The following is a 14,529-nucleotide window of genomic DNA, read 5'->3' on the forward strand; positions in this document are numbered from 1 at the left end:
CCTATATATGTGCGTTACTATATAGTATACAGGAAGATTATAAATAAATCATAAAAGAAATGACAATTTCCTGTGTTTTCATATTTCTGTGACATATGTCATTTTTACCTTAATGCGTCAGGGACAGGCGCGGCCGTCTGGGTTTGACGATGAGCAGGACGCCGCCCAGGACCAGGAGAATGCCCAGGGCTGTATGCCAGGTGAAGGCTTCGCCCAGGACGAGGATACCGCTGACGACGCCGACGACGGGGACGACCAGTATGGCGACGCCGGCCTTGCCGGCTTCCATGTGGGCGAGGATATAATTCCATAAGAAGAAGCCGACAGCTGCAGCCAGGATACCGTTATAGAGCAGACAGGCGGCAGCTGTTGTTGTCCAGTGGATGGAAGGCTGTGGGACAATCAGGGCGACGATGAAGAGCAGGAGCGAGCCGACGACCATCTGCCAGGCCGAGTACTGCAGGGGCGGACTGTCCTGGAGGTGCCGTTTCAGGATGATGCCCGATGCGGCCCAGGCGGCGGCCCCGGCGAGGACGATGGAGACGGCTGTCATATTGCCCAGGTCATGGATGTCCATGAGGACGAAGAGGCCGGCGATGCAGATGGCTATGCCGGCTATTTTCCGGAGCGTCAGCCTTTCTTTGAGGAAGAGCTGGGCCAGAATGGCCATCCACACGGGCATGGTGTAGTTCAACACGGAGACGACGCCGGCTGTCAGCGAATACATGCCGATCTGCATGCAGACATTGTTGACGGCAATCTGCAAGATGCCCGTAGCGGCGATCCACTTCCAGTACTTCCGTTCCGGGACGGGAATACGGCGCCAGGCGCAGACCGAGAGCATGACGGCGGCGCCGATGAGGAAGCGGAAGGCCACGAACAGGACGGGCGGGAAATAAGCATTGGCCGTCTTCATGACGACCCAGTTGAAACCCCAGATGGCATATAATAGAAATAGAGCGCGCATCATAGGAAAACACCTTCTTTTTTAGAAATTGGTTAGCAACCTTATTTTATCGGACGGGAGAGGAGAAATCAAGGCAGCGGCCCGTCCGGCAGGGCATGGACAGACAGGCCGGGAACGGCTATAATGGAAGAAAAGATTTACAGGAGGAGCGATTCTTATGTTACATATTGGCCTGACCGGCGGCATTGCCTCCGGCAAAAGTACTGTCGTCACCATGCTGCGCGAATTGGGGGCAGGTATCGTCGACTGCGACGTCATTGCCCACGACGTCGTCGAACCCGGTTCAGAAGGACTTGCGGCCGTCGCTGCGGCTTTTGGGCCGAAGACGCTCTTAGCCGACGAATCCATGGACCGGGCCTACATCGGCAGCGTCGTCTTTGGCGATAAGGCGAAGAAAGCGCAGCTCGAAGCCATTTTATTCCCCCTCATCCATGCCGGCATCGACGGGGAAATCAAAAAAATCGAAGAAAATAAAAAAAATCCTGTCATTTTCCTTGACATGCCCCTGCTTTATGAGGTAAAATACGATTCGTACGTTGACGAAACGTGGCTGGTGTACGTCGATCCGGTAACGCAGCTTACGCGGCTGATGAAGCGGAACGGCTATCCCGAAAGTGAAGCACTGGCACGGATTCATGCACAGCTTCCTATCGACGACAAACGGTCTTTGGCACAGGTCATCATCGACAATACCGGCTCTCCGGAAGAGACGCAGAAACAGGTACTCGTCGCATGGCAGGCCTTGATGGACCGCATCAAAGGGTAGGGAGAAGACGTTGAGAAAAAGAGCAAGCACCAAAGGGAAAATCATCATAGCGGCATTATTGATATGTCTGTCCGCATCGTACTTTTATTCTTGGAAAGATGATGTCATGCGGAAGTTCGTATACCCTCTCCAGTACGATTACCTGGTTCGGCAGTATGCCTACGAAGACAAAGTCGACCCCGCCCTGGTGGCGTCCGTCATCTTAGTGGAAAGCAAGTTTGACGAACGAGCTGCTTCCCAGCCCGGTGCCCATGGCCTCATGCAGGTCATGCCCGACACGGCACAATGGATTGCCGATGAGATGGGGATGACCGACTACACGCCTGAAAAACTCAATGACGTCCGTACAAACATCAGGTTGGGAACCTGGTATCTGGCCTACTTATTGAAGGAATACGACGGGAATCAAGTACTGGCCTTGGCTGCGTATAATGCCGGCCGGGGACATGTCGACTCGTGGATCCAGAAATATGGCTGGACGAAAAATTTTCAAGAAATTGAAAAAATCCCCTTTTCAGAAACGCGAGAATATGTTAGAATAGTCTTGCTGAACGAAAAGCATTACAAACAGCTTTACGATTTCTGAGTTATGCGGTTGTGGCGGAATGGCAGACGCGCTGTCTTCAGGCGGCAGTGATCTTCGATCGTGCGGGTTCAACTCCCGCCAACCGCACCATTTTTACTATGGATGCTACATTGATTGAAACACTCAAACAATGGAATATCACAACTGTTCTCCCACTTTCAGTGGGAGATTTTCAGTTATTGGAAGAATATCGCATGATCGAGAAAGACGGCAAGCCCGTCGAGTACCGCTTGTTCACCTATGAGAATCACGTCAACGGCTGGACCGTGCGGGCTATCTTGAATCCCGAATCGGAAGAATTCTCTATCCGGACGGATATCGGCATGCTGGAATTCGCCCTCATCGAATTCATCACCGATTCCTTCGACCTCTTCCGGTCCATGGTCGAAGAGCGCCTGGCCCGTATCATCCACGACGATTACGTCGAACGGAGCCGCAATTTCAGCGTCATCCTCAAGAACAAGGGCGTCCCTGACGTCGCATGGGATGAGTTCCTGCCCGACAGCTATCAGGGCTTCCGGCGCCTGGTCAAGCCCAACGATGCCGTGCGCATCATCAACGGGTCCTACATGATCCTGGCTTATTACGACGCAGCCACGCGCAGCGGCCTGTCCCTGATGTACAACGTCCTGCGCGACGATTTCTTTGCTGAACGGCGGGTGCAGAACTTCCCGCACCTGGTCCACGACTTCGATACGTCGTCTTTGAAGGAGCTGGAGAAAGCCTTGCGGAAACGCCTCCTGCCCGTCCTCGACGAAATCGCGGCTGACCGGGACAAATCATTGTCAGAATGAGCAGACAGTGGTATACTAAAAGTAATTTAGATGTTTAGATGCGAAGAGTGGGTGAAAGCCCACTCTTAACTTTTACCTGTAGGAAATTTTGAAGATAAGCTGGTGAATACGATGAGACGTGAACACATTGAAGATTTGATTGCCAAGGAAGTAGAACAGATTATCGAAGGGACTGACCTGGAACTGGTCGACGTCGAATACGTGCGCGAACGGAACTGGTACCTGCGCGTATTCATTGATAAAGAAGGTGGTGTCGACCTGGAAGACTGCCAGGCCGTCAGCGAGAAGCTGAGCAAGGTCCTCGACGAAAAGGACCCGATCAGCGACAACTATCTCCTGGAAGTATCGTCGCCGGGACTGGACCGCATCCTCAAGAAGGACAAGGACTTCGTCCGCTATGCTGGCCGGTCCGTAGACATCCATTTCTTTAAGGCCCGCGACGGCGTCAAGGACCTGACGGCAGATCTCGTCGAAAAGACAGCTGACGGGCATCTCATCGTCCAGGTCGATGGCCGTGAAGATAAGATTGACATGAAAGAAATATCGCAAGTCCGTTTGCATATTGATTTTTAGTGGAGGTTATTAACGTGAATAAAGAATTGCTCAATGCTATTGCTTACTTATCCAAAGAGAAAGGCGTATCTCCGGATGTCATCTGTGACTCCCTGGAAGCCGTCCTGATCACGGCTTACAAGAAGGAACCCGATGCCAATCCGACGGCTGAAGTCGAACTGAACCGCTCGACGGGCGACTATGCCATCAAGGCTGCCAAGACCGTCGTCGACGAAGTCGAAGACCCGCATACGGAAATCTCTCTTGATAAGGCCCGCCTCATTGATGTCAATTACGAAGTCGGCGACGTCGTCAACGTCGATGTCACGCCGGACAATTTCGGCCGCATCGCCGCCCAGGCTGCCAAACAGGTCATGATCCAGCGCCTGCGCGAAGCGGAACGCAACATCGTCTATGATGAATTCTCGGACCGCACGGACGACATCATCACGGGCATCATCCAGCGCATCGAGAACCGCAACGTCTACGTCGACCTGGGCAAGGCTGAAGCCATCCTGCCGGCATCGGAACAGATCCCGTCGGAAACGTACAGCGTCGGCCAGCGCATCAAGTGCTATGTCGTCGAAGTCCGCAAGACGACGAAAGGCGCCCAGATCCTCGTATCCCGGACCCATCCGGGCCTCTTGAAGCGCCTCTTTGAACTGGAAGTACCGGAAATCTACGAAGGCGTCGTCGAACTGAAATCCGTCGCCCGCGAACCGGGCCGCCGTTCTAAGATTGCCGTCTATTCCCGCGATGCCAATGTCGATTCCGTCGGTGCCTGCGTCGGCCCGAAAGGCTCGCGCGTCCAGAACATCGTCTCGGAATTGCAGAACGAAAAGATCGACATCGTCAAATGGGATGAAGACCCGGCGGTCTACATCGCCAACGCCCTCAGCCCGGCTCAGGTCATTTCGGTCACGGTCGATGAAGACGAAAAATCGTCGAGCGTCGTCGTACCGGATTACCAGCTGTCCCTGGCCATCGGCAAGGCCGGCCAGAATGCCCGCCTGGCTGCGAAACTGACCAACTGGAAGATCGACATCAAGAGCGAAAGCCAGGCTGCCGAACTGGCTGCCCAGGCAGAAGCTCCGCAGGACAGTGAACCGGCCGATGACATCGACATCCTCAGCGACCTGGCCATGCCGGCAGCTGACGAAGGTACAGCCGATACGGAAGGAGAATAAGCCATGAAGACCCGAAAGACTCCCATGCGCGTCTGTGCCGGCTGTCAGGAACAGAAGAGCAAGAAGGAAATGATCCGCGTCGTCCGCACGCCGGAAGGCGCTGTCGAGATCGACAAGACCGGCAAGAAGTCCGGCCGCGGCGTCTATCTCTGTCTGAACAGCGAATGCCTGGAAAAAGCCTACAAGGAACATCGCCTGGAACGGTCCCTGAAGACCAAAGTGTCCAGCGAAATCTATGAACAGCTGAGGAAGGAACTGCTGTGAGCGACAAGGTCCTGAATCTCCTCGGCCTTGCCTGCCGGGCTGGCAAGACCGTCTGCGGTGATGGAGCCGCACAGAAAACATTGAAGCGCCGGCGCGTCCCGCTCTTATTCCTGGCCTCCGACGGCGGCAGCGATAACGTCGAGAAATATCGCCGCCTGGCGGAGCGGAAAGGGATCACCGTCGTTGATACATATACGAAAAATGAATTAGGCAGTGCCGTCGGCAAAGCCCAGAGCGTCATCATCCTCATTGATGACAAAGGCTTCGCCGGGGCCATAGAGAAAGTGAAGCGTGATGAATAGAAGGGGGTAACTAGATGACGAAACGAGTATACGAAGCCGCAAAAGAATACGGCGTTCCCGCAAAGACAGTAATCAAGACGCTGGCAGATCATCACATCAAAGCCGGTAATTTCACCGGTATTGACGCCAATATGAAGTCCATCCTCGATGCATCCTTCAAAAAGGGTGCCAAAGGGGAAGCACAGCGTGGACATAAACAGGAAAATAAACAGACAGGGGAAGGAACTAGCCGAAAAGTGAACGAAACGAGCCGACAGAACAAAAACAAAAAACAGGGCAATACGCCGAAACAGAATAACCAAAATCAGGACAAGAAACGCCAGAACCAGGGCAATACGCCGAAACAGAATAACCAGAATCAGGACAAGAAACGCCAGAACCAGGGCAATGGGCAGAACCAGCCGAACCGCGGTGCCAAAGCCGCTCAGGGCCAGAACCAGGGCAGCCGTCCGCAGAACCATAAAGGCGGCAATAACGGCGGCCAGAGCAGCCAGGGCCAGCAGGGCGACAACAAGCGCACCAAGTATTTTGGTCATTCCCAGGGCGGCAATGACAACCGCAGTGGCAACAAGAACAAGCGCGGCGGCCAGAATAACCGCAATAACAACAAGAATAACGGCGGCAACCGTCCCCATACGCTGTTGTCCAATGTCCTGAACAAAGGCAAGCACAACAAGAACAAGCGCAACCAGAAGCATCAGGCACCGGTAGCGCAGGAAGCTCCGAAGAAGAAGAAGAATTATCCGACGGCTATCGAACTGCCGGAAACAATCATCGTCAAGGATTTTGCCGAACGCCTGGGCCGCGATGTCGGCGAAGTCATGAAGAAGCTCCTCATGGGCGGCATCATGGCGACAATCAACCAGGAACTGGATTTCGATACGGCCTCCCTCGTTGCCGATGAATTCGGCGTCACCGTTACCAAGGAAGCACCGCCGGAAGACCCGACGGAAATCGAAGAAATCATCGACCCGCCGGAAACCCTCAAGACCCGTCCGCCTGTCGTCACCATCATGGGCCACGTCGACCACGGCAAGACGAGCCTCCTCGACGCCATCCGTCAGACCAATGTCACCAGCCACGAAGCCGGCGGCATTACTCAGCACATCGGGGCTTATCAGGTCCGCTACCAGGGCAAGAAAATCACCTTCATGGATACGCCGGGCCACGAAGCTTTCACGGCTATGCGTGCCCGCGGTGCCCAGGTCACGGATATCGCCGTCCTCGTCGTCGCAGCTGATGACGGTGTCATGCCGCAGACTGTCGAATCCATCAACCATGCCAAATCGGCTGGCGTCCCCATCATCGTCGCTATCAACAAGATCGATAAGGAAAGCGCCAATCCGGAACACGTCATGCAGCAGCTGACGGAATACGGCCTGGTCAGTGAAGACTGGGGCGGCGACACCATCATGGTCCCCGTTTCGGCACATAAGAAAATCGGCCTCGACGATCTCTTGGAAAATATCCTCGTCCTGGCAGAAGTACAGGATCTCAAGGCCAACCCGAACCGTCCGGCTCAGGGTGTCGTCATCGAAGCCAAGCTGGATAAAGGCCGCGGCCCGGTCGCTTCCGTCCTCATCCAGAAAGGGACCCTCCGCGTCGGCGATACGATCATCGTCGGCACCTGCTTCGGCAAGGTCCGCGCCATGAACAACGAACGGGGCGAACGCGTCAAGAAAGCGGAACCGTCCATCCCAGTCGAAATCCTCGGCCTCAACGACGTACCGGAAGCCGGCGACATCCTCAACGTCACCGACGAAAAGACGGCCCGTTCCGTTGCCGAAAAACGCCTGGAAAAGAAACGTTCGTCCGCACTCCACGTCAATGCCAAAGTCACCCTGGATGACCTGTTCAACCAGATCCAGCAGGGCGAACTGAAGGAACTGCCCCTCATCATCAAAGGCGACGTCCAGGGTTCCGTCGAAGCCGTGAGCCAGTCCCTCATGGGCATCAAGAGCGACGAAGTCCGCATCTCCATCGTCCATGCCGGCGTCGGCGCCATTAACGAATCGGATATCATGCTGGCTTCGGCATCGAACGCCCTGATCATCGGCTTCAACGTCCGCCCCGATGCGGCAGCCCGCAAGATGGCAGAACATGAAAAAGTCGACATGCGCATGTACCGCGTCATTTACGACGCCATCAACGACGTCGAAGCGGCTATCAAAGGGATGCTGGAAAAGAAATACGAAGAAAAGATCGTCGGCCGTGCTGAAGTCCGTAAAGTCATTACGACGCCGAAAGTCATCGTCGGCGGTTCCTATGTCAAGGAAGGCAAGATCACCAGCACGTCCAAGATACGCCTCATCCGCAACGGCATCGTCATCCACGAAGGCGAAATCGACGGCCTGCGCCGTTTCAAAGATGATGTCAAGGAAGTCGCAGCCGGCTACGAATGCGGCATTACCCTGGAAAAATACCGCGACATCAAGGAAGGCGACGAAATCGAAGCCTACGAAATGGTCGAAGTCGAACCCGAATAAAGGGAGGTACGTACTATGGGAGAATTACGAGTACGCAAGATACAGGAATTTATCAAACAGGAAGTATCGAAGATGCTCCTGAATGAACTGAAAGATCCGCGCATCGGTTTCGTCACCGTCACCGATGCCCGCATCACCGGCGACCTGCGCGATGCGACAGTCTACGTCAGCCTTTTCGGCAGCGACGAAGCCAAGCAGGAAATGCTGAAAGCCCTGAAGAGCGCGACCGGCTATATCCGCACGGAAGTCGGCAAGCGCCTGGGTATCCGCTATTCGCCGACCATTGTGTTTAAAGAAGATACATCCCTCGATTACGGGATGAAGATCGATAAGATTCTTCGCGACATTGAAAAGAAGGACTGATACCCATGAATTGTTCGGCTCAGGAAATCTATACCTTACTGCGCCATTACGATAAGATCCTGCTGACAGCCCATGTCAGTCCCGATGGCGACGCCATCGGCAGCCTCCTGGCCTTGTGGCACTGGCTGCAGCTGCAGGGGAAGAAGGCCGTCATGGTCATCGACGACGATATCGACGACCGCTATGACTTCCTCGACGGCCTGCAGTACATCAACAAGCCGGAGCAGGTCGAAACGGATGATTCCTGGCTGACCGTCGTCCTCGATGCGACGGGCCTCGGCCGCATCGGCCAGGCTGAAAAGCTGGTCCGCGGCAAGGTCCTCAACATCGACCACCATATTTCCAACGAGCATTTCGCCCAGTGGGAATACGTCCGGCCCGACTGCGCGGCGACAGGCGAAATCCTGACCTATCTCTTCGACCTCTGGCAGCGGGACTGGAACACGGCCATGGCCGATGCCCTCTATACGGCTATCGCCACGGACTGCGGCTTCTTCAAGTTCAACAACACGACAGGCCATACGCTGCGCATGGCAGCCCTCCTCGTCGACCACGGCGCCCGGCCCGATTTCATTTCGGAACACCTCGACGCCCGGTCCCTGGAAAAACTGAAGGCCCTGTCCAAGGTGCTGGAACACCTGGAGCTCTTTGATGACGGCCGCATTTCCTGCCTGTCCTACACGCCGGAAGTCCTCAAGATCACTGGCGAACACACGGGGATGTACATGGATTACGCCCGCAACGTCAAAGGGTCGGAAGTGGCTTTTACGGTCAAATACGTCAGCGATAAGGAAACGCGGGTCAGCCTGCGCTCGAAGGGCATGGACGTCAACGCCGTAGCCGCTGTCTTCGGTGGCGGCGGCCACGTCCGCGCAGCCGGCTGCACCTTGGATAAGCCTTTGGATGAAGCGAAGAAACTCATCGTAAAGGAAATCGAAAAGCGCCTATGATACACGGAATCATCAATGTACTGAAACCGACGGGCATGTCCAGTCACGACGTCATCGGCTGCCTGCGCCGTATCTATGGCATGAAGAAGATGGGCCACGCCGGCACCCTGGACCCTTTGGCGGCCGGTGTCCTGCCGGTCTATGCCGGTCAGGCGACGCGCCTCATCGAATACGGTGACAGCGACGTCAAATCATACCATGCCGAATTCGCCTTAGGGTTGGCGACGGATACGGAAGACAGTACGGGGACCGTCGTCGAAACGGCGGCCGTACCGGATCTGTCGGCTGACGACATGCGCCGCGCCCTGGCGTCCTTTGTGGGCGACATCGAACAGGCACCGTCCAAATATTCCGCCATCAACGTCAACGGCGTCAAGGCCTATAAACTGGCCCGGCAGGACGTCGATTTCACCCTGCCCGTGCGCCACGTGACCATCCACGACCTGCGCCTGCTGTCCTTTGACGGCCGGCGCGGCACCTTTGCCGTGACCTGTTCCAAAGGGACCTACGTGCGTTCCCTCATCCGCGACCTGGGTCAGGTCCTGGGGACCTGCGCCTGCATGACCTATCTGGTCCGCACCCGGGCCGGGCTGTTCACCATCGACGACGCGGCGACGCTGGAAGAGCTGGAACGGGATCCCATGGCCTATGTCCGGCCGGCCGATATGGCTATCCAGGACCTTAAAAAGGCGAATTGCTCCGCCAAACAGTGTGCCTTCCTGCTCCAGGGCCGTCCCGTGCCCTTCGCCGGGCCGTACCTGGCCGATGGCGACGTCATCCGCGTGTACGGGCCGGACCAGCGGCTCATGGGCATTGCCCACTACGACGGGGAACACCATATCCTGCGGCCTCATAAGATGTTCGCAGAGGGATTGTGAGGTAACTAACGATGGAAATATTCCACTCCTTTCAGGAAATAACCGGCTTTACCGGAGCCGTCGTGGCCCTTGGGACCTTTGACGGCGTCCACCGGGGCCACCAGATGGTCATGAAGACGGCCATCAAACGGGCCGCTGCTGGCGGTGTGAAAACCATGGTCGTCACCTTTACGGCCCATCCGCTGTCCGTGTTGTGTCCGGAAAAAGAACCGCTGCGCCTGGCCACAATCGGCCAGAAAGCGGAATATATCGAAGCCGTCGGCATCGACGGCCTGGTCCTCCTGCCCATGAGCCAGACCCTCTTGCAGGAATCGCCGGAAGAGTTCTGCCAGAACCTCCTGACCTACATCCATCCGTCGGCCATCGTCGTCGGCTCGAACTTTACCTATGGTGCCAAGGCGGCAGGCAATACGGAGACCATGAAATTCTTCATGAGCCAGTACGGCATCCCCGTTGTCGCCCTGACCCTCCTCGAACGGCCGGGCCGGACGACACCGATCAGCAGCACCGTCATCCGCCGTCTCATCCAGATGGGCCACATGGAAACGGCCGAGAATCTCCTGGGCCGTCCCTTTGCCCTGACCGGCACCATCGTGCCCGGCGACCGGCGGGGGAGGACCATCGGTTTCGCTACGGCCAACATGCTCATCCCCATCAACATGGCCATCCCACCAGACGGCGTCTACATCACCGAACTGTGGTGGGACGGCAAGGGCCATCCGGCCATGACCAACATCGGCGACAACCCGACCTTCGAGAACCAGTACCGCCGCATCGAGACTCACGTCCTCGACTGGGACGCTGACCTCTACGGCAAAGAAGTGAGCCTGCGCTTCCGCAAGCGCCTCCGCGGCGAAAAAACCTTCGCCACTGCCGACGACCTCGTCGCCCAGATGAAAAAAGACGAAGCCGCAGCGCGCCAGTTCTTTCAAAGATAATTTGTAGTACGGAGTTTGTGGTCGTATACTGTAGGGGCTCGCACGTGGCGAGCCCGTCAGGATATGTGCGATTTTCTAGCCAGCTTGCCAGGAAATTATCCACAACCGTAAAAAATAAGCCGTCACAGGAAGTGATTTTTGCTTCCTGTGACGGCTTATTTTTTTGCGGTCTAATTATTTGATGAAAGAGAATACAGGTTGCAAAATAAATACACGGCCAGCGGCCCTGTGCGTAGGGGTCGACCTTTAACCTCTCAGACCGCCTTTGGCGGCCAGCTCCCCTATAAAGAGAGCCTTGTGCGGCCCGTTGCGAGATGCGACCACAACCTATCCGAGTATAATGTCAGGCTTTTACGAGCCACGAACCACGAACAACGAGCCACTATTTTTTCGCGAGCCGAGGGTCACTCGAGGCGATGTCGTTATTCTGAGTTTATTGCCGCGTATGTCATTGGGGATGTACACAGGATTCACGCGGGACGCCCGCTACGGCTGTCCGTTCTGGCAACCGTCTTGCGCCTTCCGTTGGTCGGCGCCTTACGGACCAGAAAGGCTTTGGGCGTCCCCTACGGAGGCGGCCGGCGGGCCGTCAGGCCCTAAACTCGATGAACGATGAACGACCTACGACGAACGGCTTTTCTCCGACCGTCAGGCCCTAACATTAAAAGAAAGGCAGGGCTGACTATTGATTTAATTAGTTTGAAATTTTTGGCATTTTCCGTAAAATTTGTAGATTAATAGCCCATATCGTGGTATAATAAGTATCGTTACGACGCACATTTGCCTGCCGTAGCTAAAGCCATAAAAGAAAGAGAATAGATTGGAGTGAAGTTTTATGGTAAAGTTTTCTGAAGAAGCAAAGAGTTTACACGCATCGGATATCCGTGAAATTTTGAAAGTAACAGAAAATCCGGAAATTATTTCCTTCGCCGGTGGCCTTCCTGCACCGGAACTTTTCCCGATTGACGAAATGATGAAGGTCGACGTGGAAATCTTGAAAAAAGAAGGTCGTCAGGCCGTGCAGTACAGCACGACGGAAGGTTATGTGCCCTTGCGTAAACAGATTGCTAAACGCATGAAAACATCTTTCCATACAGACTGCACTTATGAAGATATCATCATCACCGCTGGCTCCCAGCAGGGCCTTTCGCTCCTGGGCCAGCTCTTCCTCAACGAAGGCGACATCGTCCTCGTTGAAAGCCCGACCTACATGGGTGCTACGACGGCTTTTGCCGTTAACTTCCCGAATTTCGTCGAAGTTGAAACGGATGACAAGGGCATGGTTCCGGAAGCCCTGGAAGCAGCTCTCGAAAAATACGGGGACCGCGTCCGCCTGATGTACGTCATCCCGGAATTCCAGAACCCGACGGGCATCACCTGGCCCCTGGAACGCCGCAAAGCCATCATGGACATCATGAACAAACACGACATCCCCATCATTGAAGACGACCCGTATGGCGAACTCCGTTATGAAGGCGAATCGATGCCGACTTTGAAATCCATGGATACTCAGGGCAACGTCATCTTCCTCGGCTCCTTCTCCAAAATCTTTATGCCGGGCCTGCGTATCGGCTGGATGGTCGCCGCTCATGATATCCTGGAAAAGGCTGTCATGCTCAAACAGACCGTCGACTTACAGACGTCGTCCTTCGCACAGCGCCAGGCTTCGTACTACATCGACATGTACGACCTCGACGCCCATGTCAAACAGATCCGCGCCCTCTATGGCAAACGTCGTACCCTCATGTACGATTCCATGAAGAAATACTTCCCTGAAGGCGTTTCCTTCACCTATCCGGAAGGCGGCCTGTTCACGTGGGTTACCTTGCCGGAAGGCCTCGATGCCAAGGCAATGATGCCGGAAGTCATCGAAAAGAAAGTCGCTTACGTACCGGGCGGTGCTTTCTACCCGAACGGCGGCCATGCCAACCACTTCCGCCTGAACTATTCCAACATGCCGGAAGACCGCATCGTCGAAGGCATTAAACGTTTGGCTGAAGTTTTGAAAGAAAAAATCGGTAAATAATTAAATTTTAAGGAAACAAGGCGCTCTCTCGTGAGGGCGTCTTTTCTTTTGCAAATTTTTTTAAAAATTTTTTACAGTCATTCTTTAATTTTTTTTAAGTTGGATATTTACTATTATCAGTAATTCTCGTTATTTACATTTGGTTTATAAAGGTTGTACGAAACGCAACATATTTATAACGCAAACGTTTAATTGCATAAAAGTAATTTTGATGATACTATATACACATAGATAAACGCGTGATGTACATAACCTGAAGGAGTGATTGATATGCATTTTTCCGACTTAGCTATGAATTTGAAAGCCTCTGAAATCCGTGAACTCTTGAAACTGACGACCATGCCGGAAGTCATTTCCTTTGCTGGCGGCCTGCCGGCACCGGAACTCTTCCCGACGGAACAGCTGAAGAAAGTCGACGACGCCGTATTGACCAAAGAAGGCCGCGAAGCCTTGCAGTACGGCACGACCGAAGGGTACAACCCCCTGCGCAAACAGATTGCAGTCCGCATGAAACAGGCTTTCATGGTCGACTGCGATATTGACAATATCGTTATTACGTCTGGGTCCCAGCAGGGCCTGTCCATGCTGGCCCAGATCTTCATTAACCCGGGCGACATCGTCCTCGTCGAAAGCCCGACCTACCTCGGCGCCCTCAATGCCTTTAAGCTCTGCAAACCGGAATTCGTTGAAGTGCCGACGGACGAAAAGGGCATTATCCCGGAAGAATTGAAAAAGATTCTGGAAAAATACGGCGACCGCGTCCGCATGATGTACGTCATCCCGGAATTCCAGAACCCGACGGGCATCACCTGGCCCGTAGAACGGCGCAAGGCTTTCATGGACCTCATCAACCAGTATGACTTCCCGGTCCTCGAAGACGACCCCTATGGCGAACTGCGCTATGACGGCGACAAGGTACCGTCCCTGAAGTCGATGGATACCAAGGGCAATATCATTTTCCTCGGCTCGTTCTCGAAAATCCTCATGCCGGGCTTGCGTATTGCCTGGATGGTAGCCGATCCGGTCATCATCGATAAAGTCGTCAAGCTGAAACAGGCCGTCGACCTCCAGGCGTCGTCCTTCGGCCAGCGCCAGACTTCGTACTACATCGATATGTTCGACCTCGATGAGCACGTCGCCAAGATCAAGGCCCTCTATAAGAAACGCCGCGACCTGATGTGCGAATCGATGAAGAAATACTTCCCTGAAGGCATCACCTTTACATACCCCGAAGGCGGCCTGTTCACGTGGGTAACGCTGCCGGAAGGCATGGACGCGAAAGAACTCATGCCGAAAGTCCTGGCTAAGAACGTTGCCTACGTGCCGGGCGGTCCCTTCTACCCCCACGGCGGCCATGCCAACCACTTCCGCCTGAACTACTCCAACATGCCGGAAGACCGCATCGTCGAAGGTATCAAACGCCTGGCCGACGTCTTGAAAGAAGAATTGGCAAAATAAGGCTAAAGATGA

The 14,529-nt window shown here is 54.7% G+C and carries 15 protein-coding genes and 1 tRNA gene; 15 read left to right on the top strand and 1 reads right to left on the bottom strand.

Features of this window, described 5'->3' with window-relative positions:
* Positions 1–109 precede the first annotated feature (109 nt).
* Positions 110–970 carry a DMT family transporter gene (locus tag WMO23_RS02145; RefSeq protein ID WP_292106260.1) on the bottom strand — a complete coding sequence of 287 codons (861 nt, stop codon included), beginning with the start codon at positions 968–970 and terminating at the stop codon, positions 110–112.
* Between the two features lie 154 nt (positions 971–1,124).
* On the opposite strand from WMO23_RS02145, the gene coaE reads away from it, so the two are divergent.
* From coaE to WMO23_RS02220, 15 genes are all read left to right on the top strand, one after another.
* Positions 1,125–1,733, top strand: a complete 609-nt coding sequence (coaE, locus tag WMO23_RS02150) for a dephospho-CoA kinase (protein WP_292282010.1) — start codon at positions 1,125–1,127, stop codon at positions 1,731–1,733.
* A gap of 10 nt (positions 1,734–1,743) precedes the next feature.
* Complete coding sequence (locus WMO23_RS02155; RefSeq protein WP_020310098.1) at positions 1,744–2,319, top strand: lytic transglycosylase domain-containing protein; 576 nt, start codon at positions 1,744–1,746, stop codon at positions 2,317–2,319.
* Between the two features lie 5 nt (positions 2,320–2,324).
* Positions 2,325–2,409 (top strand) — tRNA-Leu (locus tag WMO23_RS02160).
* An 89-nt stretch (positions 2,410–2,498) separates the two neighbouring features.
* Positions 2,499–3,113 carry a hypothetical protein gene (locus WMO23_RS02165; protein WP_020310099.1) on the top strand — a complete coding sequence of 205 codons (615 nt, stop codon included), beginning with the start codon at positions 2,499–2,501 and terminating at the stop codon, positions 3,111–3,113.
* Between the two features lie 111 nt (positions 3,114–3,224).
* A complete protein-coding gene (gene rimP / locus WMO23_RS02170) occupies positions 3,225–3,686 on the top strand; it encodes a ribosome maturation factor RimP (protein ID WP_020310100.1) in 462 nt (153 codons plus the stop codon).
* A gap of 14 nt (positions 3,687–3,700) precedes the next feature.
* Positions 3,701–4,852 (top strand): transcription termination factor NusA, encoded by a 1,152-nt coding sequence (gene nusA / locus WMO23_RS02175; protein ID WP_292282012.1) that lies wholly within the window; start codon positions 3,701–3,703, stop codon positions 4,850–4,852.
* Between the two features lie 3 nt (positions 4,853–4,855).
* Positions 4,856–5,116: an RNase P modulator RnpM gene (gene rnpM, locus WMO23_RS02180; protein WP_020310102.1), complete on the top strand. Its 261-nt coding sequence runs from the start codon at positions 4,856–4,858 to the stop codon at positions 5,114–5,116.
* Positions 5,113–5,418 carry a L7Ae/L30e/S12e/Gadd45 family ribosomal protein gene (locus WMO23_RS02185; protein ID WP_020310103.1) on the top strand — a complete coding sequence of 102 codons (306 nt, stop codon included), beginning with the start codon at positions 5,113–5,115 and terminating at the stop codon, positions 5,416–5,418. Before rnpM ends, WMO23_RS02185 begins: the two co-directional genes overlap by 4 nt.
* A 14-nt stretch (positions 5,419–5,432) precedes the next feature.
* Positions 5,433–7,904, top strand: coding sequence for a translation initiation factor IF-2 (gene infB, locus WMO23_RS02190; protein WP_296820155.1), 2,472 nt, complete (start codon positions 5,433–5,435; stop codon positions 7,902–7,904).
* Between the two features lie 15 nt (positions 7,905–7,919).
* Positions 7,920–8,267 (top strand): 30S ribosome-binding factor RbfA, encoded by a 348-nt coding sequence (gene rbfA, locus WMO23_RS02195; RefSeq protein WP_020723953.1) that lies wholly within the window; start codon positions 7,920–7,922, stop codon positions 8,265–8,267.
* Positions 8,268–8,272: 5 nt separating this feature from the next.
* Positions 8,273–9,217, top strand: coding sequence for a DHH family phosphoesterase (locus WMO23_RS02200; RefSeq protein ID WP_292106280.1), 945 nt, complete (start codon positions 8,273–8,275; stop codon positions 9,215–9,217).
* A complete protein-coding gene (truB, locus tag WMO23_RS02205; protein WP_349173159.1) occupies positions 9,214–10,095 on the top strand; it encodes a tRNA pseudouridine(55) synthase TruB in 882 nt (293 codons plus the stop codon). The genes WMO23_RS02200 and truB overlap by 4 nt, the downstream gene beginning before the upstream one ends.
* Positions 10,096–10,106: 11 nt before the next feature.
* On the top strand, positions 10,107–11,033 hold the full coding sequence (locus WMO23_RS02210) for a bifunctional riboflavin kinase/FAD synthetase (RefSeq protein ID WP_292106285.1): 927 nt from the start codon (positions 10,107–10,109) through the stop codon (positions 11,031–11,033).
* Between the two features lie 835 nt (positions 11,034–11,868).
* A complete protein-coding gene (locus WMO23_RS02215; RefSeq protein WP_020311875.1) occupies positions 11,869–13,059 on the top strand; it encodes an aminotransferase-like domain-containing protein in 1,191 nt (396 codons plus the stop codon).
* A gap of 270 nt (positions 13,060–13,329) precedes the next feature.
* Positions 13,330–14,517, top strand: a complete 1,188-nt coding sequence (locus WMO23_RS02220) for an aminotransferase-like domain-containing protein (RefSeq protein WP_349173161.1) — start codon at positions 13,330–13,332, stop codon at positions 14,515–14,517.
* The last annotated feature ends 12 nt before the right edge of the window (positions 14,518–14,529 follow it).

This window comes from Megasphaera intestinihominis, assembly GCF_040096415.1.
Taxonomy (GTDB): domain Bacteria; phylum Bacillota; class Negativicutes; order Veillonellales; family Megasphaeraceae; genus Megasphaera; species Megasphaera intestinihominis.